General features: G+C 75.2%; 24 protein-coding genes. 23 read left to right on the forward strand and 1 reads right to left on the reverse strand.

Translation table 11 applies throughout. The features are described from left to right. Window positions 1–23 precede the first annotated feature (23 nt). The 6 genes from CXY01_RS07870 to CXY01_RS07895 are packed head-to-tail and all read left to right on the forward strand — an operon-like array spanning window position 24 to window position 6,436. The gene (locus tag CXY01_RS07870) at window positions 24–1,487 is read left to right on the forward strand and encodes a fumarylacetoacetate hydrolase family protein (RefSeq protein WP_146926796.1); all 1,464 of its coding nucleotides are present in this window, start codon (window positions 24–26) and stop codon (window positions 1,485–1,487) included. Beyond that, window positions 1,469–2,158: a GntR family transcriptional regulator gene (locus CXY01_RS07875; protein ID WP_146926799.1), complete on the forward strand. Its 690-nt coding sequence runs from the start codon at window positions 1,469–1,471 to the stop codon at window positions 2,156–2,158. Before CXY01_RS07870 ends, CXY01_RS07875 begins: the two co-directional genes overlap by 19 nt. A gap of 11 nt (window positions 2,159–2,169) precedes the next feature. Next, complete coding sequence (locus CXY01_RS07880) at window positions 2,170–3,693, forward strand: aldehyde dehydrogenase (protein ID WP_146926802.1); 1,524 nt, start codon at window positions 2,170–2,172, stop codon at window positions 3,691–3,693. 45 nt (window positions 3,694–3,738) lie between these two features. Beyond that, window positions 3,739–4,887, forward strand: coding sequence for a 3,4-dihydroxyphenylacetate 2,3-dioxygenase (hpaD, locus tag CXY01_RS07885; protein ID WP_371862757.1), 1,149 nt, complete (start codon window positions 3,739–3,741; stop codon window positions 4,885–4,887). Next, window positions 4,884–5,675, forward strand: coding sequence for a 2-keto-4-pentenoate hydratase (locus CXY01_RS07890; RefSeq protein WP_146926806.1), 792 nt, complete (start codon window positions 4,884–4,886; stop codon window positions 5,673–5,675). The genes hpaD and CXY01_RS07890 overlap by 4 nt, the downstream gene beginning before the upstream one ends. Beyond that, window positions 5,660–6,436: an HpcH/HpaI aldolase family protein gene (locus CXY01_RS07895; protein ID WP_146926807.1), complete on the forward strand. Its 777-nt coding sequence runs from the start codon at window positions 5,660–5,662 to the stop codon at window positions 6,434–6,436. Before CXY01_RS07890 ends, CXY01_RS07895 begins: the two co-directional genes overlap by 16 nt. Before the next feature lie 4 nt (window positions 6,437–6,440). On the opposite strand, the gene CXY01_RS07900 is transcribed toward CXY01_RS07895, so the two are convergent. After that, window positions 6,441–6,857 carry a CBS domain-containing protein gene (locus tag CXY01_RS07900; RefSeq protein WP_146926809.1) on the reverse strand — a complete coding sequence of 139 codons (417 nt, stop codon included), beginning with the start codon at window positions 6,855–6,857 and terminating at the stop codon, window positions 6,441–6,443. A 159-nt stretch (window positions 6,858–7,016) separates the two neighbouring features. Here CXY01_RS07900 and CXY01_RS07905 point away from each other — a divergent pair, with 159 nt between their 5' ends. The 17 genes from CXY01_RS07905 to CXY01_RS07980 all read left to right on the forward strand — a co-directional run bounded on the left by CXY01_RS07905 (window position 7,017) and on the right by CXY01_RS07980 (window position 23,775). Beyond that, on the forward strand, window positions 7,017–7,628 hold the full coding sequence (locus tag CXY01_RS07905; RefSeq protein ID WP_186813324.1) for a UdgX family uracil-DNA binding protein: 612 nt from the start codon (window positions 7,017–7,019) through the stop codon (window positions 7,626–7,628). Window positions 7,629–7,635: 7 nt separating this feature from the next. Next, window positions 7,636–8,505, forward strand: coding sequence for an arginase family protein (locus tag CXY01_RS07910; protein ID WP_146926813.1), 870 nt, complete (start codon window positions 7,636–7,638; stop codon window positions 8,503–8,505). 141 nt (window positions 8,506–8,646) lie between these two features. Next, window positions 8,647–10,341, forward strand: a complete 1,695-nt coding sequence (locus tag CXY01_RS07915) for a hypothetical protein (RefSeq protein WP_146926815.1) — start codon at window positions 8,647–8,649, stop codon at window positions 10,339–10,341. Window positions 10,342–10,351: 10 nt separating this feature from the next. After that, window positions 10,352–10,732: a hypothetical protein gene (locus CXY01_RS07920; protein ID WP_146926817.1), complete on the forward strand. Its 381-nt coding sequence runs from the start codon at window positions 10,352–10,354 to the stop codon at window positions 10,730–10,732. 12 nt (window positions 10,733–10,744) lie between these two features. Then, window positions 10,745–12,046 (forward strand): hypothetical protein, encoded by a 1,302-nt coding sequence (locus CXY01_RS07925; RefSeq protein ID WP_146926818.1) that lies wholly within the window; start codon window positions 10,745–10,747, stop codon window positions 12,044–12,046. Continuing rightward, window positions 12,043–12,711 carry a hypothetical protein gene (locus CXY01_RS07930; RefSeq protein WP_146926820.1) on the forward strand — a complete coding sequence of 223 codons (669 nt, stop codon included), beginning with the start codon at window positions 12,043–12,045 and terminating at the stop codon, window positions 12,709–12,711. The genes CXY01_RS07925 and CXY01_RS07930 overlap by 4 nt, the downstream gene beginning before the upstream one ends. After that, window positions 12,708–13,730: a hypothetical protein gene (locus CXY01_RS07935; RefSeq protein WP_146926822.1), complete on the forward strand. Its 1,023-nt coding sequence runs from the start codon at window positions 12,708–12,710 to the stop codon at window positions 13,728–13,730. The genes CXY01_RS07930 and CXY01_RS07935 overlap by 4 nt, the downstream gene beginning before the upstream one ends. Continuing rightward, complete coding sequence (locus CXY01_RS07940) at window positions 13,727–14,383, forward strand: phage baseplate assembly protein V (RefSeq protein ID WP_146926824.1); 657 nt, start codon at window positions 13,727–13,729, stop codon at window positions 14,381–14,383. Before CXY01_RS07935 ends, CXY01_RS07940 begins: the two co-directional genes overlap by 4 nt. Then, complete coding sequence (locus tag CXY01_RS07945; protein WP_146926826.1) at window positions 14,383–14,784, forward strand: PAAR domain-containing protein; 402 nt, start codon at window positions 14,383–14,385, stop codon at window positions 14,782–14,784. Before CXY01_RS07940 ends, CXY01_RS07945 begins: the two co-directional genes overlap by 1 nt. Next, a complete protein-coding gene (locus CXY01_RS20795) occupies window positions 14,781–15,233 on the forward strand; it encodes a hypothetical protein (RefSeq protein WP_186813325.1) in 453 nt (150 codons plus the stop codon). The genes CXY01_RS07945 and CXY01_RS20795 overlap by 4 nt, the downstream gene beginning before the upstream one ends. Further along, window positions 15,230–17,017 carry a baseplate J/gp47 family protein gene (locus CXY01_RS07950; protein WP_186813326.1) on the forward strand — a complete coding sequence of 596 codons (1,788 nt, stop codon included), beginning with the start codon at window positions 15,230–15,232 and terminating at the stop codon, window positions 17,015–17,017. The genes CXY01_RS20795 and CXY01_RS07950 overlap by 4 nt, the downstream gene beginning before the upstream one ends. Beyond that, window positions 17,014–18,288 (forward strand): hypothetical protein, encoded by a 1,275-nt coding sequence (locus tag CXY01_RS07955; RefSeq protein WP_146926830.1) that lies wholly within the window; start codon window positions 17,014–17,016, stop codon window positions 18,286–18,288. The genes CXY01_RS07950 and CXY01_RS07955 overlap by 4 nt, the downstream gene beginning before the upstream one ends. A gap of 9 nt (window positions 18,289–18,297) precedes the next feature. Next, entirely contained in the window at window positions 18,298–18,795 is a 498-nt protein-coding gene (locus CXY01_RS07960; protein WP_146926832.1) for a hypothetical protein, read from the forward strand. A gap of 13 nt (window positions 18,796–18,808) precedes the next feature. Next, window positions 18,809–19,756 carry a hypothetical protein gene (locus CXY01_RS07965; protein WP_146926834.1) on the forward strand — a complete coding sequence of 316 codons (948 nt, stop codon included), beginning with the start codon at window positions 18,809–18,811 and terminating at the stop codon, window positions 19,754–19,756. Window positions 19,757–19,768: 12 nt separating this feature from the next. After that, on the forward strand, window positions 19,769–21,451 hold the full coding sequence (locus CXY01_RS07970; protein ID WP_146926836.1) for a coiled-coil domain-containing protein: 1,683 nt from the start codon (window positions 19,769–19,771) through the stop codon (window positions 21,449–21,451). A 3-nt stretch (window positions 21,452–21,454) separates the two neighbouring features. After that, window positions 21,455–22,339, forward strand: a complete 885-nt coding sequence (locus CXY01_RS07975; RefSeq protein ID WP_146926839.1) for a hypothetical protein — start codon at window positions 21,455–21,457, stop codon at window positions 22,337–22,339. Further along, window positions 22,336–23,775: a hypothetical protein gene (locus CXY01_RS07980; protein WP_146926841.1), complete on the forward strand. Its 1,440-nt coding sequence runs from the start codon at window positions 22,336–22,338 to the stop codon at window positions 23,773–23,775. The genes CXY01_RS07975 and CXY01_RS07980 overlap by 4 nt, the downstream gene beginning before the upstream one ends. Window positions 23,776–23,778: the final 3 nt, after the last annotated feature.

Consider the following 23,778-nt stretch of genomic DNA (forward strand, 5'->3'; position numbering starts at 1 on the left):
ACCACCAGACGGGCGAGGAGCACATGACCGACAGCACAGGCGCAGACCCCCGGTTCTCCGCCCTGCCCGGCCGTCCCGGCAAGATCGTCGCGATCCACCTGAGCTACGCGTCGCGCGCCGACCAGCGGGGCCGCCGCCCCGCGCACCCCTCGTACTTTCTCAAGCCCTCCAGCTCGGTGGCACCGTCGGGCGGCACGGTCGAGCGTCCGCACGGCACGGAGCTCCTGGCCTTCGAGGGTGAGATCGCCCTCGTCATCGGCACCACGGCGCGGCGCGTCCCGCTCGAGCGCGCGTGGGAACACGTCGCGTGGGTCACGGCGGCGAACGACCTCGGGTTGTACGACCTGCGCGCGAACGACAAGGGCTCCAACGTCCGGTCCAAGGGCGGGGACGGGTTCACGCCCCTCGGCCCGGGCCTCGTCGACGCCCGGACGGTCGACCCCGGAGCCCTGCGCGTGCGGGCGTGGGTCAACGGCGAGCTCCGCCAGGACGACACCACGGCCGGGCTCCTGTTCACGCTCCCCCGGCTCGTCGCCGACCTCTCGCAGCACCTGACGCTCGAGCCGGGCGACGTCATCCTCACCGGCACCCCCGCCGGCTCGTCCGTCGTCGGACCCGGGGACGTCGTCGAGGTCGAGGTCGACGCGCCCGAGGCCGCCGGCACGCCGACCTCGGGCCGGCTCGTCACGACCGTCGTCCAGGGTGAGCACCCGTTCGACGGCACGCTCGGTTCCCTGCCCGCCGTCGACGACCTCCAGCGCGCCGAGGCGTGGGGCACACCGCCGGCACCACACCTGACGGCGGAGCTGCGCGAGAAGCTGCTGCGGGCACCGGTGGCCGGTCTCACCGCGCAGCTGCGCAGGCGCGGGCTCGACCGGACGACGGTCGACGGCGTGCGGCCGATGCATCCCGACGCGAAGCTCGTCGGCACCGCCCGGACCCTGCGGTTCGTGCCGGGCCGCGAGGACCTGGTCGCCCGCCACGGCGGCGGCCACAACGCCCAGAAGCGCGCGTTCGACACGGTCGCCGAGGGCGAGGTCATCGTCATCGAGGCGCGCGGCGAGACCGGGTCCGGCACGCTCGGCGACATCCTCGCCCTGCGGGCCCACGTGCGCGGCGCCGCCGGCATCGTCACCGACGGCGGCGTCCGCGACCACGCCGCCGTCGCCGCCGTGGGGATCCCCGTCTACTCGGCGGGCGCGCACCCTGCCGTCCTCGGCCGCCTGCACGTGCCCTGGGAGGTCGACGTCGCCGTCGCGTGCGGCGGGACGACCGTCGAGCCCGGCGACGTGGTGGTGGGTGACGGGGACGGCGTCGTCGTCATCCCGCCCGGCCTGGTCGAGGAGGTCGTCGACGCCACCCTCGCCCAGGAGGAGGAGGACGGCTGGGTCGCCGAGCAGGTCGCCGCCGGTCACGCCGTCGACGGCCTCTTCCCCATGGACGCACGGTGGAGAGCGAGGTACGACGCATGGCGCGCGAGCCGGTGAGCGACACGGCGGCACGGAGCAAGTCGCAGCACGCGTACCACTCCCTCAAGGAGCGGATCGCGACCGAGGAGCTCATCCCCGGGCACCGCCTCGTGCTCGCGTCCGTCGCGAGCGAGCTCGGCATGAGCGTGGTGCCGGTGCGGGAGGCGATCCGCCGGCTCGAGGCCGAGGGCCTGGTGACCTTCGAGCGGAACGTCGGCGCCCGGGTGTCGATGATCGACGACTCCCAGTACCGGCACAGCATGGAGACGCTGGCGATCCTCGAGGGAGCGGCCACCGCGCTCGCGGCCCGGCACCTGACCGCCGGTGACGTCCGGCAGGCCCGCGAGCTGAACCGCAGCCTCGTCGAGTCGCTCGACCACTTCGACCCGCGACTGTTCACCTCGATGAACCAGCGGTTCCACGCGGTGCTCTTCGCCGCCTGCGCGAACCCGCGCCTGCTCGCGCTGGTGGAGTCGGAGTGGGTCCGCCTGGGCCACCTGCGCGACTCGACGTTCAGCTTCGTGCCCGGCCGCGCGCAGGAGTCGGTGCGTGAGCACGAGACCCTCCTCGACCTCATCGAGTCCGGTGCGCCCCTGGCCGACATCGAGCACGCGGCCCGCTCGCACCGCTCCGGCACGCTCGCCGCCTACCTGAGCCACCAGCACCCCGACGAGACGACCGCACCGTGAGAGGCGACCCCATGCCTGCCGACCTTCCCGAGCACGTCCAGCACTACATCGGCGGTGAGCACGTCGACTCCGCGGACGGTGCGACGTTCGCCGTGCTCGACCCGGTGTCGAACGAGACGTACCTGCACGCCGCGGCGGGCAAGGCCGCGGACGTCGACCGTGCGGTCGCCGCGGCCCGGCACGCCTTCGACGAGGGCCCCTGGCCGCGGATGCTGCCGCGCGAGCGCTCGCGGGTCCTGCACCGCGTCGCCGACATCGTCGAGTCGCGGGACGCCCGGCTGGCCGAGCTAGAGAGCTTCGACTCCGGGCTGCCGATCACCCAGGCGCTGGGCCAGGCGCGCCGTGCCGCGGAGAACTTCCGGTTCTTCGCCGACCTGGTGGTCGCCCAGACCGACGACGCGTTCAAGGTGCCCGGCAAGCAGCTCAACTACGTCAACCGCAAGCCGATCGGCGTCGCCGGCCTCATCACGCCGTGGAACACGCCGTTCATGCTCGAGTCGTGGAAGCTGGGCCCCGCGCTGGCCACGGGCAACACCGTCGTCCTCAAGCCGGCGGAGTTCACGCCGCTGTCGGCGTCCCTGTGGCCCGGGATCTTCGAGGAGGCGGGACTGCCCGTCGGCGTGTTCAACCTGGTCCACGGGATCGGCGAGGAGGCGGGCGACGCGCTGGTGAGGCACCCGGGCGTCCCGCTCATCTCCTTCACCGGGGAGAGCCGGACGGGCCAGCTGATCTTCGCGAACGCGGCGCCGCACCTGAAGGGCCTGTCGATGGAGCTCGGGGGCAAGTCCCCCGCGGTGGTGTTCGCGGACGCCGACCTGGACGCCGCCGTCGACGCGACGATCTTCGGGGTGTTCTCGCTCAACGGGGAGCGGTGCACGGCGGGCAGCCGGATCCTCGTGCAGCGGGAGATCTACGACGAGTTCGTCGAGCGCTACGCCGCGCAGGCGAGGCGCGTCGTCGTCGGTCCCCCGCACGAGGCACGGACGGAGGTCGGCGCGCTCGTGCACCCGGAGCACTACGACAAGGTCATGCGCTACATCGAGATCGGCCGGACCGAGGGGCGCCTCGTCGCCGGCGGCGGACGGCCGGACGGCTTCCCGACGGGCAACTACGTGGCGCCCACCGTCTTCGCCGACGTCCCGCCGGACGCCCGGATCTTCCAGGAGGAGATCTTCGGCCCGGTGGTGGCCATCACGCCGTTCGACACCGACGAGGAGGCCCTCGCGCTCGCCAACGGTGTCGCGTACGGGCTCGCCGCGTACGTGTGGACCACCGACCTGCGCCGGGCGCACACCTTCGCGCAGGCGGTCGAGGCCGGGATGGTGTGGCTCAACAGCAACAACGTCCGGGACCTGCGCACGCCGTTCGGCGGGGTCAAGGCGTCCGGCCTCGGCCACGAGGGCGGGTACCGCTCGATCGACTTCTACACGCACCAGCAGGCCGTGCACATCACGCTCGGCGGGGCGCACAACCCGACCTTCGGCAAGGCCGAGGTGCACCCGCCGACCGACCTGGACGACCCGGACCCCCGCTGACCCTGCGGCACGAGAGGCAAGGACGCTGACGTGAGCGCGACACCCATCACCCCCGCCGGGCCCGAGCCCGTCGTGACGGCCGACGACCCGATCCGGAGCGGCGACCCGATCCCGACGCCGTCGTCCCCGCCGCCCGACATCCTGCGCGCCGCCTCCATGGAGCTCGTCGTCACCGACCTCGCGGCCTCGCGCCACTTCTACGTCGACGTCCTCGGCCTCGTGGTGACGCAGGAGGACGACACCTGCGTCTACCTGCGCAGCTTCGAGGAGTTCATCCACCACAACCTCGTCCTGCGCGCCGGTCCCGTCGCGGCGGTGGCCGCCCTGTCCTACCGGGTGCGCTCGCCGGCGGACCTCGACCGGGCGGTCGCGTTCTACGGCGAGCTCGGGTGCCGCGTCGAGCGGCGGCCCGAGGGGTTCGTCGCCGGCGTCGGGGACACGGTGCGCGTCCAGGACCCGCTCGGGTTCCCGTACGAGCTCTTCCACGACGTCCAGCACGTCGAGCGGCTGGCGTGGCGCTACGACCTGTACACCCCGGGCACGCTCGTGCGCCTCGACCACTTCAACCAGGTCACGCCCGACGTGCCGCGGGCCGTGGCCCACCTGGAGGACCTCGGGTTCCGGGTGACCGAGGACATCCAGGACGAGGCCGGCACCACCTACGCCGCGTGGATGCGTCGCAAGCCCACGGTGCACGACACCGCCCTGACCGGCGGCGACGGCCCCCGCCTGCACCACGTGGCGTTCGCCACCCACGAGAAGCACAACATCCTGGCGATCTGCGACAAGCTCGGCGCGCTGCGGCTCTCCGACCGGATCGAGCGGGGGCCGGGGCGCCACGGGGTGTCCAACGCGTTCTACCTGTATCTGCGCGACCCCGACGGCCACCGCATCGAGATCTACACGCAGGACTACTACACGGGCGACCCGGACAACCCCGTGGTCACGTGGGACGTGCACGACAACCAGCGCCGGGACTGGTGGGGCAACCCGGTGGTCCCCTCCTGGTACACCGAGGCGTCCCTCGTCCTCGACCTCGACGGCGTCCCGCAGCCGGTCCGTGCCCGCACGGACACCAGCGAGATGGAGGTCACGATCGGAGCCGACGGGTTCTCCTACACCCGCAAGGGCGACTCCCCCGAGGAGCTGCCGAGCTGGAAGCAGCGCGAGTACAAGCTGGGGCACCAGCTGTGAGCCCGCTCCCGCCCGACACGCTCACGGCGATCGCCGACGAGCTCGCCGTCGCGGAACGGGACCGGACCACGGTGCCGCTGCTGACGGCACGCCACCCGGGCATGACCGTCGACGACGCGTACGCGGTGCAGCGCGAGTGGCGGCGCCGGGGCGTGGCCGCCGGGCGGCGGCCGGTCGGGCGCAAGATCGGCCTCACCTCGAAGGTCATGCAGGCGGCCACCGGGATCGACGAGCCCGACTACGGCGCGATCTTCGCGGACATGGTCTATCCGAGCGGCTCGGTGATCGAGCACGGGCGGTTCTCCAACGTCCGCATCGAGGTCGAGCTCGCGTTCCGGCTGGCCGAGCCCGTCGACGGCCCCGGCGCGACGCTCGACGACGTCCTGCGCGCGACCGAGCACGTGGTGCCCGCCCTCGAGATCCTGTCGTCACGCATCGCGCTGGAGGGCCGCACGATCGTCGACACCATCAGCGACAACGCCGCGATGGGCGCCATGGTCCTCGGGGACACCCCCGTCGCGCCCGAGGACGTCGACCTGCGCTGGGTCGCCGCGCTGCTGTACCGCAACGGCACCGTCGAGGAGTCGGGCGTCGCGGCGGCTGTGCTCGACCACCCCGCGCGGGGCGTCGCCTGGCTGGCCAACAAGCTGGCCCAGCACGGCGACCGCCTCGAGGCCGGCGAGCTCGTGCTCGCAGGCTCGTTCACCCGCCCGATCTGGGTGCACCCCGACGACACCGTGCTGGCCGACTACCGCGACCTGGGGACGATCACGTGCCGCTTCATCTGATGCCGACGTTCGGCGCCGCCCTTGCCGCGGCCGAGGCTCCGCTCACCGGCATGTGGGTGTGCACCGGCAGCCCGCTCGTCGCGGAGATCTGCGCGGGCTCCGGGCTGGACCTGCTCATGATCGACATGGAGCACTCGCCCAACGGGCTGCAGTCGGTGCTCGCGCAGCTCCAGGCGGTCGCCGCCTACCCGATCACCCCGGTCGTGCGCGTACCCGCCGCCGACGTCGTGACGATCAAGCAGGTCCTGGACCTCGGCGCCCAGAACCTGCTGGTGCCCCTGGTCTCCTCGGCGGCCGAGGCGGAGGCGGCCGTCGAGGCCGTGCGCTACCCGCCGCGGGGGCGACGCGGCGTCGGTTCGGCGCTCGCCCGCTCGGCCCGGTGGAACCGGGTCGAGGGCTACCTGGCGGACGCCGACGAGCACGTGTCCCTGGTCGTGCAGGTCGAGACGGTCGAGGGCGTGGACGCCGCCGGGGCGATCGCGGCGGTGGACGGCGTCGACGGCGTCTTCGTCGGGCCGGCCGACCTCGCCGCCTCGATGGGGCTGCTGGGCCAGCAGGGTCACCCCGACGTCGTCGCCGCCGTCCACCGCACGGTCGAGGCCGTGCGCGCGGCCGGCAAGCCGGTCGGCGTCAACGCGTTCGACCCGGCCCTGGCGCGCTCGTACGCCGACGCCGGCGCCTCGTTCCTGCTGCTCGAGGCGGACGTGACGCTCCTGGCGCGCGGGTCGGAAGCGCTCGTCGGGCGGCTCGCCGGCTCCTGACGCGTCAGTCGTTCGGCGGCGCGGCGGAGATGTCGGCGAGCGCCGAGTCGGAGTCGAGCGCCACGGCGAGGTCACCGATCGAGACGATGCCGACCGCGACGTCGCCCTCGACGACCGGGACCCGTCGGACCGCGTTGTCCCGCATGAGCTGGACGACCTCCGCCACGCCGTCGTCGGGGCCGACGGTGACGAGCGCGCCCGTGGTGAGCTGCCCGACCGGGGCGTCGAGACCGACCCCGGTCGCCAGACCGCGGACCACGAGGTCGCGGTCGGTGATGATCCCGGTGACCGCGCCGTTCTCCGCCACGACGAGGGCTCCGACGTCCTGGCTCGCCATGGTCTCCGCGACGGAGCGCAGCGTGTCGGTCACCTCGACGACGGTCGGGTGCGCGGTCATGTAGTCGGACACTGTGTGGGCCATGACAGTCCTCCTGGGGCCGTACCGAGGACCGACGGGCGGGGCACCCTCGGTCCGGCGGCACCTCCTTGACCGCCTGACCACTGTCGGCCAGGACGCAGGTCTCCGCATCCGGACCGGCCGCGGTGGCGGCTCCTCCCGGGCGGGTCGATGCTCGGAGGGATGAGCGACACGTCCGCACCCGGCGCCGCCCGGTGGGTCCCGCCGACCGCCGGGCTCGAGGACCTGCGCGCCGCCGCGCCGGCCTGCCGCGGGTGCGAGCTGTGGCGCCCGGCGACGCAGGTGGTGTTCTCCCGCGGCCCGGCCGCGGCCCGGGTGGTGCTCGTCGGCGAGCAGCCCGGGGACCGGGAGGACCTGGAGGGCGAGCCGTTCGTGGGACCGGCGGGACGCCTACTGAGCGACGCGCTGCGCGAGGCGGGGATCGACGAGGACGCGGTGTACCTGACCAACGCCGTGAAGCACTTCCGGTTCGAGCAGCGCGGGAAGCGCCGCCTGCACAAGACCCCGACCGTCACGCACCTGCGCGCGTGCGCGCCGTGGCTGGAGGCCGAGCTCGCCGTGCTCGACCCGCAGGTCGTGGTGGCGCTCGGCGCGACAGCAGGTCACGCGGTGCTCGGCCGGCCGGTCAAGGTGGCGCAGGAACGCGGCCGGCTCCTCGAGGGCCGCTACGTGCTCACGGCCCACCCCTCGGCGGTGGTCCGGCTGCGGGGCCGGGACGGCTTCGACGAGGCGTTCGCGGAGCTGGTGAGCGACCTGCGGCTCGCCGCGAGCTGAGCACCGGATGGCCGCACCGACACCTTCCCTGCGCCTGATCACCGTCCCGTACGACTCCGGCCGGCGCGGCGTACGGCACGGCGCCGGCCCGGACGCCCTCGTCGCGGGGGGCGCCGTCGCACGCCTGGCACGCGCGGGCCGCCCCGTCGACCGGCGCGAGGTCACCTGCGGTCCGCTCGCCGCCGGCGAGGCCGCGGCGGACGTCGAGGTGATGCGGGCGGTCCGGGCGCTCGTGGCCGACGCGGTCGAGGACCGTGCCGCGCCTGTCGTCCTGGCCGGGAACTGCGGTGCGACCCTCGGGGTCGTCGCTGGGCTCCCGGCCCCGCGCGTCGGCGTCCTGTGGCTCGACGCGCACGGCGACCTGAACGACCCGCGGACCTCGGCGAGCGGGTTCGTCGACGGGATGTCCCTCTCGATGCTGACCGGCCGCAGCTGGACCGGGCTCACGCAGCGCGTGCCCGGGTTCGCGCCGGTCGCCGACGCGGACGTGCTGCTCGTCGGCGCCCACGAGCTCGATCCCGCCGAGCGGGAGCTCCTCGACCGGTCCCGGATCGGGCTCCTCACCGTCGACGCCCTCCGGGACGACCCGGCAGCGGTGACCCGAGCGGTCACCGCCCTGGTCGACGGCGTCGACGCCGTGCACGTGCACGTCGACCTCGACGTGCACGACCTCGACGTCGGGCGGGCGAACTCCTGGTCGGCCCCGGGGGGCCTGCGGCCCGAGGAGGTGCGCGCGGTGATCCGTGCCGCCGCGGACCGTGCGCCGGTCCGCTCGGCGACCCTCGCCTCGTGGGACCCCGCGCTCGACGACGACCACCGGATGCGTGACGTGGCGCTCGACCTGGTCGAGCTGCTCGGAGCCGCCCTGACGCACTGAGGGCCCCGCGGGCGCCGTGACGCGGGCGTGACGCGGCTGAGGCGCCGACCGGCGGATGCTCCCGGACGGGGGCGTTCTGCTGGTTCCCCGGGGTCGCCGCAAGCCGCGGCGACCGGTCGTTGCGTGAGACCGGAGGATGCCATGGCGACGCTCGTCGTACCCGGGGTTCAGGTCGAGACGAGGTTCGACGTCCTGCCACCGCTGCCGGCGTCGTCGGGCGTGGTCGGCATCGCCGCGATCGTCGACCGACCACCGACGCCGACGGCCCTCGTGGGCCTCAGCCGGGCTGCCGAGATCCACGGCAACCTCGGACCCGGCACGGTGGCCTCGGCTCCCGAGATCGTGCACGCGCTCGGCAACGGGGCGTCGGAGGTGCTCGTCGCGCCCGTCGGCGGCGGCGGGGCCGCCTCGCTCGTCCTGCGCAACGCGGTGTCCACCGACGCGGTGCTGCTGCGGGCGCGGTCCGTGGGCACGTGGGCCCACCAGGTCGCGGTCGACGTGCGCACCGTGCTCAACGCCGCGGGCGAGACCGTCCGGGTCAGCCTGCGGGTGTTCCGCGCCGGCCAGGTGGTCGAGGAGTTCGCCGACCTCGTGGTGGAGCCGGGCTCGCACCAGGACCTGTTCAACACCCTCAACACCCGCTCGCTCTACCTCGTCGCGCTCGACCCGTCGCTCGCCGACGGCCTGCCGACCGCGGGGACGTACGTGCTCCCGGCCGACGGCACCGGGGTGGCCGTCCAGCGCAGCGGTGTCGCGCAGACGCTGTTCACGCTGCTGCCCGAGCCCGAGGTCGATCCCACCGGGCTGACCGTGGAGATCCTGTCGCCCTCGGCGGACAACGTGCGCGTGCGGGTGTTCCGCGACGGTGCGCAGGAGGAGGAGTTCACGCGCCTGACCATGAACCCCGACTCGGCGAACTACCTGCCTGCGGTGATCCTGCGCGAGAGCGCCCTCATCCACGTGGTCCAGGCGTCGTCGCTCGCGGCGGCGGACCGGCTCCCCGTCGCCATCAGCCCGACGCTGCTCAGCGGCGGCACGTCCCCGTCGGCGGCCGACTACCAGGACGCCATCAACCTCCTCGGCGAGGACCCGCGCATCAGCCTCGTGCTGGCCGCCCTCGAGCCGACGCGCACCGAGGCGTTCGTGCAGACCGTGCACCAGGCGCTCGTGGCGCACGCCGTCGCACAGTCCGACGCGGGCGCCCCGCGCATCGCGTTCGGGTCCGTCACCGCCGTCGAGCAGCCGAGCCTCGACCGCATCCGCGACCACGCCGCGGGCGTGCGCAACCGGCGCTTCGTGCTCGTCAGCCCGGCCGGTGCCGCAGGCGCGGTGCTCGGCGCGATCGCCCGCACGGGTCCGTCCGTCTCGCCGACGTTCAAGCCGGTCCCCCTGTTCGGGCTCACGCCGGCCAAGTACTCCGACAGCGAGCTGAACCGTCTCCTCGGGCCGACGCACAACGTCGTGGTCGTCGCGGCGCGGGCGGGCCGGGGCGTGATCGTGCTGCGCGGCCTGGACACGAGCGGCGACCAGATCTCGGTCACCCGCGTGGCCGACGCGTGCGTGCGCGAGGTCAAGGCCATCGCGGAGAACTTCATCGGCCAGCTCAACACCGTCGACGCCCGCACGGCGCTGCGCCAGCAGATCGTCGCGACGTTCACCCGCATGGAACGCGCGGGCGAGCTGGTGCCGTCGACCGACGGGACCGACCCGGCCTTCCTGGTCGACGTGTACTCGACCCAGCTCGACTTCGCCCAGGGCAACGTCCGCATCGACATCGCCGTGCGCCCCGTCCGGGCCATCGACTTCGTGTACGCCACCATCCGCGTGAAGAACTGAGAGGCACGCCATGCCCACCGTGTACGCAGCCAACGAGAGCTCCGTCCTGGTCAACGGCACCGCCGTCGAGGGGGTGCGCTCCGTCGAGCACCGCTCCACGACCGTCCGTCAGGACCTCTACGCGCTCGGCTCGTCCGAGCGGATCGGGGTGGTCACCGGCCCGCGCAACGTCGAGGGCCGCATCCGCGTGGCCTCGTCGGCACCCGACCTGGACGGGCTGGTCGGCGACGACTTCTTCCAGATCACCGCGCCGCTGCGGCAGGGCGGCACCACCGTGACGGTCAGCTTCGACGAGTGCCTGCTCACCGAGAAGTCGTTCACGATGAGCGCGGGCGGCCACGGCGAGACCGTGTACGCGTTCACCGCGACGCGCGTGCGCGAAGAGCGGTGAGGTCACCCCACCATGAGCGGTCCGGTCAGGCTCCTCGCGGGTGACGGGCACGTGCGCGTCGGCGCCGCGACGTTCCCTGGTGGGCCCCTGCCCGACGGGCGCGTCGGGCTGCTCGGCGTGGCGCTGCGCAGGCTGGCGCTCGCCGAGCGTGACCAGCTGGTCGCGCTCGCGGAGGACGACCCGCGCGCGCTCGGCCGGCTGGTCGGTGGCGCCGCGAGCGACACCGAGCTCCCGGACGACGACCAGGCGGTGGCGGCGATCGAGGCCGTCGCGCTGGACCTCGCCGGGGCGTCGCACGACGGGCCGCTGGCCCGGACCCGCGTGCTGACGGCCCGCGCCGTGGGGCCGGGGGCCGACGGGCTCGCCGCCACGGACGCGGACGACCTCGCGGCGGAGCTCGCCCGCGCCGTCGAGCAGGACGACGGGTGGACCCGGATCCCGCTCGGCGACCTGTGGGACGACGAGTCGGGCGAGCCGTCCGAGGTGCGCGACCGGCTCGCCCGGGCGCTGCTCGACCGCGCGCGGCAGCCGCTCGACGTGACCCTCGTCCGCCGGCTGCTGGTCGAGGGCGTCGGCCCGGAGCCGCAGAGCCCGGTCGCGGTCGGCCTCCCGCTTCCTCGGCCGGCAGCGACAGCCCCGACGACCCGCCCGTGGACCGCGCCGTCCGTGGAGCACGGGCAGTCCGGAGGGCCGACGACGACGCCTCCTGCCTCCTGGGTCCGCGCCGGCGGGACCGCGACAGCGACCGCCTCGGACCGCGCCGCGCCGGACCCAGAGGCACTCACGACCGGGTCCCCAGGGACGCCGGGCGTGTCGGGCGCATCAGGCGCGTCGGGCGCGACCGGTGCGGCGGGACCGCTGGGGCCGGCCGGGATCGGGGGCGACTGGCCCCACCCGAGCGCGGCACAGCGCCTCGGCACGGGCGTCCAGCAGGTCTCCGCACCGACGCCCGGCGCGCTCGCCGGGCCGTGGGCCGCCGCGACACCGTCCGCGCCCACGGTCGGGTCCCCGTGGGTCGCGTCCGACCGATGGGGTGCGCCGGTCGCCGTCGGCGCGCGACCGTCCGCCCCGACGGGCCCGGACGCGCGGTCGCCGTGGAGCACCGCGCCGCCGCTCGCGGCGACGACAGCGCCGGCCTGGTCACCCTCCTCGTCCCTGGACGCACTGGCTGCGACGACCGGCCCGGCGTCGGGTGCGCAGCCGGCCGCAGTCGCCGGGCGCGTGGCTCCGGCTGCCGTCGCGGCCCGCGGCTCCGTCGACGACGTGGCGCTCGCTCTGCACCGCGCGGCCGACCTGCGCGGGGTGCGGCGATGAGCGAGACCGCGGCGCGCCCGATGCCCGTCATCGGCGACGTCACCCTGACCGCCGCCCAGCGCGTCGACCACGCCCTCGATGCCGGGTTCGTCGACGTGCCGGTGCTGGGCCTGCAGGGTCACGCGCAGCAGCGCAGCGGACGCCCGAGCCACCGGGTGGCGATCGCCGCGCTGCTCACCGGTCCCGCCGCGCTGGACGACCTGGGAGCGCTGCAGACGCTCGCGGCGTCGGGTGAGGCGACGACCTTCACCGCGGACATCGTCACGGCCCTGGACCTCCAGCAGGTCGTCGTCACCCGTCTCGCCGCCCGCGAGGTGGCCGGTCGGCCCGGTGTCGTCGAGATCCACCTCGACCTCGCGGAGAGCCCTCCCCTGCCGCCGCCCGCGCAGCTGTCCGGGTTCGGCGGGCTCGACGACTTCGGTCTCGGCGACCTCGGCTTCGACACCGACCTGCTCGGCGACCTGGCCGACCTCGCGTCCGACGTCGCGGGAGCCGTGGAGGGTGCGCTCGCGGCCGTCGACGCGCTGTCCGCGCTCGCCGGTCTCGCCGACCTCGACTTCGACGGCCTCCTCGCCCCGGTCCAGGACGTGACGCGCTCGATCGAGAGCGCGGGCGGGCAGCTGGGCACCGCGCTCGAGGCGCTCGGCGAGGTGTTCGGCACATGACGCTCACCACCAGCGCGACCGTCACGCTCGACGACCTGCGCTACACCGTCCAGGTCCGGTCGGTCGCGGCCGAGCTCACGCTCCTGCCCGGGGTCAACCGCGTCGAGGTCGCGATCGCCGCGGGCGTCGACGTCCCGGCGGCCGCGGGGTCCCGCGCGAGCGTCGAGCTGGACGGCGGGGACGGCGGGGCGGTCGTCGTCACCGGCGTCGTGGACCACCTCGAGCGCGCCACGACCGGCGCGGTCGTCGTCATCACCGACGCGGGTGCCGCCCTCGCCGCGGCGCGGCCCGCCGAGACCTACAACGGGCTGACCGGCGTGCAGGTCGTCGGCAGGCTCGCGGACCTGGCGTCGGCGGACACCGGCCTGATCGCGGCGCTCACCCAGACGGCCGCCTACGTGGCGGACCCGCGGCGGACCGCCGCCGAGCACGTCGCCGCCATCGCACGCCGCTCGGACGCGGTCGCCGCGGTCGACGCCGACGGGCGGCTCACCGTGGTGGCGTGGCCGGTGGGGCTGCCGACGGCGGCGATGCGCCTCGACCGGGAGTTCACGTCGTTCACCACCTCGGCCCACCAGCCCGGGCACGACTTCGCGCCCGTCGGCGCGGGCGGGTCCGGGGCGGCGCTCGCGCCGGACGCCTGGGTGCCCAGCACGGACGCGGTCACCGGCGCCGACGACCCGGACGCGTCCCGCAGCTGGAGCCCCGACGCGGTGCTGCGCACCCGGACCGACGTCGACCTCGCGGCCCGCGGCGCGGCGAGCAGGCGTGCGGCGGCCACCATCCGCATGCGCGGCACGTGCTGGCTCCAGCCGGCGCGCCGGCCCGGCGACGTCGTCCGGATCGACGAGACGACGTCCGCGGACCAGGCCGGGCCGTGGCTGCTGGTCTCGGTCCGTCACGAGCTGGCCCCCGGTGTGGCGACGACCGTCCTGGAGGGTGTCGCCGCCGGCGCCGCCGACGACCTGCTGGGCGGGCTGCTCGGCGCGGCGCTGGGCGGAGTGGGAGGACTGCTGTGACGGACCTGCTGTACGACGCGGTGGCGCGGATCGCGCGGCACGAGGCCGACGCGCGCTCCTGGGTCACGATCGGCACGGTGACCGAGGCGCACACCAGCGTCGCCGGCGGCCACGACCACGCGGTGAGCGTCGAGCTGCGCGACAGCGGCGTGGTGGTCCCCCGGCTGCCCGTGGCCGTCGGGGCGCTCGGCCTCGTCGCGATCCCGGCCGTCGGCGACCTCGTCGTCGTCGCGTTCGCGGACGGTGACCCGCACGCGGGCATCGTCGTCGGCTGCCTGTACCACCGCGACCTGCGCCCTCCGGAGCACACCACCGGCACGCTCGTGCTGCAGCTTCCCCCGGGCTCGGACGACCCGGCGATCGACCTCCAGGTCGACCCGGCCGCACCGGTCCTGACGCTCACCGTGGGAAAGACCGTCATCGAGCTGGCCGAGGACAAGGCCACCGTCACCATCGGCGACTGCGAGCTCGTCGTCGACGGCGCCTCGCCCGGCACGGTGACCGCCAAGGCCTCGGACAGCGTGCTGACGCTCGGCGGCAACGGCGAGGTCAGCATCGAGGCCTCGGCCAAGCTCACGCTCACGGCGCCCGAGATCGTCATCGACGGGTCGAGCAAGGTCAAGATCTCCGGCGCAGCGGTGGAGATGAACTGATGGGCACCCCCGTGGTCGGCAAGAACGCCAGCGTGGTCGCGGTCGACACGCACATCGTGCTCGTCCCCACGCCCGCGGGCAGCGTGCCGACGCCGCTGCCGCACCCGTTCGTCGGTGCGGTGACCAGCGCGACGGTGCCGACCGTCAAGGTCGGCGGCCAACCGGTCGCGACGCTCGACAGCGTGGCGAAGAACAACCCGCCGCACATCGCGATGCCGCCGGGCGTCTCGTTCCAGTCGCCGCCGTCCGACGAGGGGACCGTCACGCAGGCGTCGAGCACCGTGACGATCGGCGGCAAGGGCGTCGCGCGCGTCGGCGACCAGGTGACGACGTGCAACGACCCGGCCGACCAGCCGGTGGGCACGATCGTCGGACCGGTCGGGACGGTGAGTGCCGGATGAGCGACGTCCTCGGCACCGACCTGCGCGTGCTGCTCGGCCCCCCGGCGATGGGCGCCCACGACAGCGCCCCGCTGGACCTGCGCATCGGCGCCGGGGTGGTCGACCGCACGCTCGACGGACCCCAGCTGCTCGACGGCCGGCACAACCTGGGCCAGGCCCTGGTCCTGCGCCTCCTCACCCCGCGCGGCGCGCTCGCCGACCTCGGCCACGGCGACTACGGCTCACGGCTGCACGAGCTGATCGGCGAACCCCGGAACGAGACGAACCGCGCCCGGTGCAAGGCGTTCGTCCTCGAGGCCGTCGCCGCCGAGCCCCGGGTCCTCGACACCGTGGTCGGGCTCGAGTTCGACCTCGGGTCCGAGGGGCCGTCCGAGCTGCGCTTCGTGCTCACCGTCCAGCCCGTCGAGGGCGGCGAGCCGCTCACCGTCGGACTGGGGGTGGACCTGTGACCGGCCTGCCGGACGGCTTCTCGCCGCGCCCCTACCCGGAGATCGTGCGCGACACCCTGACGACCCTCACGGGAGGCACGGTCCGCGAGGTGGTGACCGTCCCGGCCGGCGAGCTCGTGGTGCTCGACACCCTCGCCGACCGCCCGATCCGCCGGGTCAGCCACCTGCAGGGCGTCGTCGACGTGGTCCGGCCGCTGCGCGACGCCAACGGCGACGTCGTGCGCGACACCCAGGGCGCCGCCGTCAGCGAGACGGTCCCGGTGCCGTACCGGTTCACGGACGCCGACTTCGAGGTGGTCGCCACCGGCCAGAACGGCACCGAGCGGGACGCCATCCGGTTCCGCCCGACGGGTCGGCGCCCGCCCACGGGCTCGACGGTCGTCGTCAACTACTACCCGTCGCAGGCGCGGCCCGCCCCCGTCACGGACCTCAACGTCGGGTCGGTCGCGCGGACGCTGCTGGAGTCGGTGGCGCGCGAGCTGGCCCTCGTGGAGCTCCAGCTCGACGCGGTGTACCGCTCGGCCTACCTGGACACGGCGCAGGGCACCTCGCTGGACAAGGTGGTCGCGCTCGTTGGGGTGACGCGCCGGCCCGGCGGCGTGCCGACCGTCCGTGTGCGGTTCGCCCGCGCCGCCGGATCGACCGGCCGGGTCGCCGTCCCGGTCGGGACCGTGGTGTCCGACGCGGACAGCAACCGCTACGCCACGACCGTGCCGCTGGTGCTCGAGCCGGGCGAGGACTCGCGCGAGGTGCTCGCCGCCGCTGTCTCCCCCGCGACGCCGGCCGCCGCGGCCGGTGCGCTGGACCGGCTGGAGGTGCTGATCGCCGGGGTCGGCACCGTGACCAACGAGTCCCCCGCCGCCGCCGCGGGCAGCGCCGAGACCGACGACGACCTGCGACGCCGGTCCCGCGGCGCGCTCGCCGTGGCCGCCCGGGGCACGCTCGACGCGCTGCGCCTCGGCGTGCAGAACATCGAGGGCGTGCTCGACGTGACCGCGACGGAGTTCCCGCACGGGGTCCCCGGGGAGGTCGCCCTGTCGATCAGCTACGACGGCGAGCCGACGCCCGAGCTCCTCGCGCTCGTCCGCGAGCGCATCGACGACCTGCGCCCGGCCGGGATCCGGGTGAACCCGGTGAGCACGGCGCAGCAGCCGGTCCAGGTCACGGCGACGGTGGTGCTGGCCGGGTCCGGGGTCGGCGGGGCGGAGCTGGTGTCGCTGCAGGAGGCGCTCGAGGAGCGGGTGTCCGCCGTGCTGCGCGACGTGCCGCCGGAGGGCACGGCCCGGCAGGGGCCGTTGTCGGCCGCGGCGCTGTCCGACCCGCGCGTCGTCGACGCGACCTTCACGCTCTCCCTCGGCGGTGACCCGCAGCCGAGCGTGACGGCACCGGCCGGCACCGTGCTGGCGCCGGTCCGGCCGTTCACCCTCCTGGTCACCACGGAGAGCGGCGCCGGGCCGAGCGCCGACGTCCTGGTCGACGCGCTCGTCCCGCTGCACCTGGCGCCGGGTGTCACGGCGGCGGACGCCGAGCAGGCCCTGAGCCTCGCGGCACGCTCGTGGGCGGCGACCCTCGGCGCCGGGACCGCGGTCACGGTCGACGGCTTCATCGCGGCGGTGCGGGACGACACGCGCTACGCGGTGGTGCGGGCGGACGTCGCGCTGACCACGGAGGCGGGTGAGCGCTTCCTGCGGCTCGGTGACGGTCTCGGGGCGCATCCGGTGGGCACCGACGACAAGGTCGAGATCCGTTCCGTCGCCCTGGACGTCCGGGAAGGCGGTGCGTGATGCGGACGGACGCGGTCCTCTCGCACCTGCCCACGCTCTACCGCGAGGGGGAGGTCGTCGGCGCGTTCGCCGGCACGTGGGGCGTGCAGCTCGACGGCCTCGACGAGGCGGGCGTCAGCGTCCAGCGTGCGCACTGGTTCGACTCCACCCCGGACCTGGACGAGGCCGTCGCGCTCGCGGCGCTCCTGGACATCGGGCCGGAGGCGTTCCACGCCGGGCTCGGCGAGTTCCGGGCGTGGGTGCACGCTCTCGTGCGGGCGCGCCTGCAGCTGGGCGCGGTCACGCGGGAGGCGCTGCGGGTGCTGGTCGCGGACTACGCCGCCGGCTTCCAGCGCGCCGCGGGCATCGCGGCGGTCGCGCCGGTCGACGCCTGGGCGCCGGATGCGGCGGGGCCCCAGCTCCTCGACAACCCGCCCCGGTCGCGTGCCGCCCGGCTGCCGGGGGCCGGCGGCTGGGAGCCGCTCGCGCAGCTGGAGGTGGACAACGGCGGGATGGACCCCGCGCCCTGGGCCGTGGTGCTGCGGGGCGTCGGCGACGCGCCCGAGCACTCCCCCCTCGTCGTGAACCGGACCACCGGGCACGCGGTGCTGTTCCGGGGGTCGGTGGCGCTGGGGCAGCGCCTGACGATCGCGCCGTCCGCGGCCGACCGCTCCGTGCTGCACGCCGACCTGGACGGCGCCGACGTCACCGAGCGGCTCACGGTATGGACCGACCTGGTGGCGGGGGCCGGCGGACCGGGCGAGCCGGCGCCGAGCCTCGCGGCGGGTGCGCTGGCCCGCGGACGGAACACGCTCTGGTTCCTGCCGCTCGCGACGTACGACGCCCCGGGCCTGGGCCGGTACCTGCTCGCCATGGCGGACGACACGCTCGCGCAGGGCCGGTTCGACACGACGACCTTCGACCGCTCGTTGTTCGCGCAGCCGGCGCAGATGGCGGCACGTGTGGCGTGGGTCGAGGCCCAGCCGGCGACGCTCGAGATCCGCCTGCCGGCGCACGCGCTGGTCACCGACCCGGGGCTGACCGAGGACGGCGTCCTCGCCCGTGGCCGCCTGGAGGCCGGGCTCGACGCCGCGGTCGACCGCACCGCGGGCGCCGGGGTGGGGACCGACGTCGTGCTGCGTGCCCTGACCGACCGTCAGCCGGGCGACGCGCGGCTCGTCGGCATCTGGCCGCGCACCTTCCGGTCGGCGGGGCCCACCGGCGCCGACTCCCTGCCCGACTCCGGCGCGTCGTTCGACGTGACCGACTTCGACAGCTCTGTTCTCACCTAGGAGGACACGATGAAGGCCCGACTGCACCTGCAGCTCACGGACCCCGGAGGACGGGTGGTCGACGAGCGCCGCGCGCACAACACGGTGATGGCCACCGGCGCGCAGCTCGTCGCCGACCTGTTCGCCGGGACGGGGGCTCCCATCACGCACATGGGGGTGGGGACCAACGACGACACCCCGGACGACGTCGGCGTCACCGCGCTGACCAACGGCGGCGGGGACGACACGGCCCTGGTCGGCGAGACGCTGGCCGCGATCCCGGCGACGGCGTTCACCGCCACGGTCGACGAGGAGCGGCGCGTGGTGCAGGTGCGCGTCCGGGCGACGCTGCCCGACGACGCCGCCGTCGGACGGATCCGCGAGGCGGGCCTGGTGTCCCAGGGCGACGGCGATCCCGTGCTCTACAACCGGGTGGTCTTCGCACCCGTCGACAAGGGCGACGACCACGAGCTCACGCTCTTCTGGGAGGTCGAGTTCCCGTACGGCGACCTGCAGTGGCTGACATGAAGGGGGCCTCCTGATGGCCAGGGCATCGTTCGACATCCGCCTGCAGGGGTACACCCCGGCGAACCGCGACGCGGTGGTGAGGCTCGTCAACCAGTCCACCGGGCAGAAGGTGGAGCGCAAGCCGTTCCTCGACGGGTCGCTGCTGGTGCGCGACCTCGACCCGGGCGCCTGGGAGATGACGGTCACCCACCCGAACCTCATCAACGCGATCGACAAGCGCATCGTGCGGCTGTTCCCGCAGGACATCCCGACGCGGGTGCCGGTGATCGTGCCGCCCGACCTGTTCCGGAACACGCCGATCCGCGACATCGTCGACGCCGACCTCGGGCCGGTCCAGCAGCAGGCCGGCGCCATCACCGCCGGCGTCGGGCGGCTGGCGGACAAGGCGCCGGGCGAGGTCATCCGGGCGGAGGACTGGAACGTGCTCGCCGGGGCGGTCGCCGACCTGGCGCGCGCCGTGGGCGAGCTGACGCGGCTGGTCTCCCCCGTCGGGCACGACCACCCGGAGCTGGCCGAGAAGTTCGCGGAGGTGCAGGGCAACATCCTGCGCTTCAGCGAGTCGTTCGGCCGCAGCCTGCTGGAGCTGCGCCGCGAGGTGGAGAGCCGCAACCTGCGGGGCCGGCTGACCTCGGTGCTGGACAAGGGGGCGGCCTCGACGGTCATCCGCGACCGGGTGCTGCGGCGGGTGACCGAGCTCGAGCAGTCGACGCTCGTGACCACCGCGCAGTGGTCGCCGCTGATCGCCAACCACTCCAACGCCGTGATCCGCGAGGTCCTGGAGCTGGCGAACGAGCAGGGCGCGGGCGCGGACGACTTCCTGGCGGCACCGGAGGTCAGCGGCGCGCTCACGCTCCTGCAGAACTTCTCCGGAGCCGGCGGCCAGAGCAAGCCGGAGGACGAGCTCGAGACCTACCGACGCGGCATCGCGGCCACCGGACCCGCGCTGTTCCGCACCCTGTGACGAGGAGTCGCCATGCCCACCGCCGTCGAGATCGAGCAGCTGCAGGCCCTCATCGAGCGACTGGCACCGCTCGCCGCCAAGGCCCGTGGTGAGCTCGTCGCGGCCGACGACTGGAACACGGTCGTCGCCGCCATCATCGAGGTCGGTCGCGCCACCCTGGCGACCGGCACGCCGGAGGTGCCGCAGCACGAGCACCCGGACCAGGTGTCCCTCGGGTGGCTCGACCCGCAGCTGCGGCAGATCGTCACGGGCGGCGGGCTCAAGGACCCTGCCCTCGACAGCGCGCTGATCAAGCTGCGCCGGGACGTCAGCGTGCTCGACACGCGACTCGGCCGGGTGGGCGAGGACCTGACGTCGACCCGGTCGCGGCTCGACGTGGTGGCGACGAACGACGTGACGCGCTCCGCGACGCTCGACCGGCTCAACCGCAAGGTGCTGGGCGCCGCCGAGGGCCGCGGCGACATCGCCGACCTGCGCGTCACGCTGCGCACCCTGCAGACCGAGGTCGGCCGCGCGGTCGAGGTGGGCAGCCAGCTCGAGGTGGACGGGGAACCCCTCGACGTCGCGGGTCTGGTCCAGCGGGTGGGCGCCGTCGAGCAGCTGCGCGACCGCCTGACCCGGCCGGACGGCTCCCTGCTCGACGCGTCCGGCCTGGAGGTGCGGCTCACCGAGCTGCAGGCCGCGCTCGTCACCCAGGAGCAGCTCACCGAGGCGATCGACGAGGTGCGCACGGGACGGGGACCGCTGGACCTGGACCAGGTGCTGGACGCCGCGCGCGGTGCCGCGCGGGCCGAGGCCGGGTCCGCCGTCGAGACGCTCGGCACCGACCTGCGCTCGCAGCTGGCGAGCCGGTTCGCCCAGATCGGGCAGGTCGTCGACGACACGGTCCGGCGCGAGACCGCGGCCGTGGTCGAACAGGTCCTCACCACCACCCGCACGGAGCTCGCCGAGTCCCTGAAGACCGTGGACGGTGCCCTGCGCGAGCAGCTGACCGCGGACCTCGACGCCCGGCTCGCGGTGGCGACCGAGGAGACCCGCGCCGCGCTGGCGTCGTTCTCGGACTCGATCGGCGCGCAGGTGGAGCGGGCCGTCGACGGCAGGCTCGCGAACGCGCTCGGCGAGGTCACCGGCCGGCTGTCCGCGCTGGACGAGCGTCAGGGCGCGCTCGACGCGCTCCTCAAGGACAACGGCGCTCGCCTGGACCAGCTGGACGAGCGCGTCGAGGTCAACCGCCGCGCCGAGCTCGAGCAGCGCGAGCAGCTGCGCAAGGACCTGCTCGAGCAGATCGGGCGCCTGGAGGTCCGGATCGACGACCGCGTCGGCCGCGGGATCCTCGACGCCCGGACGGCCCTCGCGCTCGACCTGGAGGCGGACGTGGCAGCCGCCCGGCGCGACCTGGAGGCGAGGCTCGGCGACGTCGCCCGGCAGGCGGCCGCGACCGAGGTGCAGGTGCTCGGCAACGGCCTGCGCGCCGACGTGCAGGGCGTGGTCCGCCAGCAGGTCGAGGCCGAGACGGCAGGCGTGAAGGACACCGTCGCGGGAGAGCTCGACGGGTTGCGCCAGCAGGTCGCCGGACTGGTCACCAACGAGGTCGCGCGGCAGACGGAGAACGTGCCGCAGCTCGTCGAGAAGCAGTTCGCGACGCTCCGCCCCGAGCTGGAGCGCCTGGTCGACACCCGCATCGGGCGGGGGTGACCCGTGCTGACGGAGCTCGAGTCCCGGCTCGCGGACGTGCTGGGGGCGGCACTCCCGGCACCGTTCGGCGGCCGGGTGCGCCGCCTGGGTGCACCCGCACCGGCCGGGCCGGGACCCGTCGTGCGCCTCGGCGTGCAGGGCTGGACGCCGCTCGAGCCGGACGTCTTCTCGACCCGCCCCGAGCTCGGCGCCGGCGCCCCGACGCTGCGCCGCGTGGTGCGGCTCCGGGTGGACATCGGGCTCGACGTGGCCACGGACCCACCGGGTGACCGGCTCGGCGAGCTCGCGGGCGCCGACGCGCTGCTGTACGCGCTCCAGGACCCGGGCGTCCGCACGGCGACCGCCCTGGTGGCGCCCGGAGACCAGGGGTTCCGGCTCGACAGCCTCGAGCTGGCGCCGGTCGGCGAGCAGGACGACGACCCCGACGTGCTGGTGCGTGCCGAGGGCTGGTTCTGGCCCGTGGGCGTGCCCGGTCAGGAGGGCCGCGAGATCGCCCGCGCGCTCGTCCGCGAGGTGCGCCTGCCCGTGCGGCTCCTGCTGGGCGCCGCCCTCGAGGCCGGCGGACCGGAGGTCACCTGCGACCTGGTGTTCGGGGCGACCGGCACGCTCGACGTGTCGGCCGGCCCGGCGGTGGCGGCGCCGTTCGGGGCGGTGGCGCTGCGGGTGCTCGACGCGGGCGGTGGCCCCGGGGTCGGCGTGCTGGGCGCCGACGGGTCCCCGTCCGGCTCGACGGTCGTCGCGGTTGTGGAGGGCGCCGGCACCACGTTCACCTACACACCCCCGGCCGCGGCGGCGCGCGAGCACCTCGTCGTCCTCGCGCACGCGGGCGACGGCGGCGACGCGCGGACCGGCATGGAGCTGGCGCGGTTCGAGCTGGTGACGCCGTGACCGCGCTCGCCGTCGGCACCGCGGCCGCAGTCAGCGTCACCCTCGACACCGTCGCGCTGCTGCCCGCCGTCGCGATCACCCCCTCGGGCCTGCAGCTCACCACCCCGTGGCGCGCGGTGACCGGAGCCACCGGGGCGCGCGTCGCGAGCGCCGTGCTCACGGTCGACCCCGTGACGCACGGCTCCGGCCGGGACGTCGGGACCGTCAGCCCGGGCGCGACCGGCGTCCAGACCCTCACCGTCCGGCCGCCGGACCCCGCAGTCCCGACCCGCGCGCTCACCATCCCGGGCCTGCCCGCCGTGCTCGACGCCAACCCGGCCCTGCGCGTCGTGGTGCAGCAGGGCGGGCAGCCGGTGGTCGCCGTCCCGCCCCTGCCGGGCAACGGACAGCTCCTCCCGGCGCAGCTCACCGGCGGGTCCCGGTCCGGGGCGCAGGTCACGGTGCCCGACCTGCTGGGCACCCTCACGGTGAGCGTCGCGCTCGGCAGCACGCTCCAGGACCTGGTGAAGCAGCCGTTCACGCACCAGGACGTCCGCCTGCGCGTCGCCCCCATGCCCGTCGGGGTGCACGTGCTCGGCCCCGACGGCGACGAGCAGCTCGCGGTCCCCGGGCCGGTCCGCGCCCGGATCACCCACGACCTCGCCCCCGCGCTCCAGCGCCACCTCACCGCGGCGGTGACCGCCGCACCCGGCGGCACCGCGCCGATCACCGTGCGCAGCGACGCGCAGGGTGAGGCCCGGCTGCAGCTGCGCGTGGACGGGGTCGTGATCGAGCGCACGCTCGACGGACGCCTCACGGTCGAGTGCGACGGCGCCCCGACGACGGTCGCCCGACCGGGACCACCCCCCGGCCGCCCCCCGACGCGCACCGTCGCCGACGTCACGATCACGCACCACGGCGCCGCGATCCACCCGGCCTCCGACCCCGTGCCGGCGGTGGACGCGGACACCGCCGGTCTCGCCGTGCGCGACGCACCGGTGGTCCGCCGGATCGCGGCCGCGACGCTCGCGGGCGAACGGGTCGCGCGTGTGGCGGTCGTCGGCTGGCCCCACGGCGAGACGGACCTCGCGCTCGTGGTGGCCGGGCGGAGCCTGACCCGCACGGCGCTGCCGGCGGCCGACGGACGCACTCCCGCACGGGTCGTGTGGTTCGACCTGGGCGAGCCCGCAGCCGTGGAGGGGCCGCTGGAGCTCTCGCTGCGGGCGACCCGCGGGGCGTTCCGGTGGCTCGCAGCGCCGGAGCCCGCCTGCCGGATCGCCGTCGCGACCGCGCCCGAGGGCACGCACGTCACCGTCGGCGGGACCACCGTGGCGCTGACCGGCGCCGAGACGCACGTGCCGGCGGCGGTGCTCGACGGCGTCGACGGCTGGGTCGTCGCGACCGACCAGCTGTGCGCGGTCGCGCTGTCCGGCGCCGTCATGGAGTTCGCGCCGTGAGGG

Source organism: Cellulomonas xylanilytica (genome assembly GCF_007989805.1).
Classification (GTDB): Bacteria; Actinomycetota; Actinomycetes; order Actinomycetales; family Cellulomonadaceae; genus Cellulomonas; species Cellulomonas xylanilytica.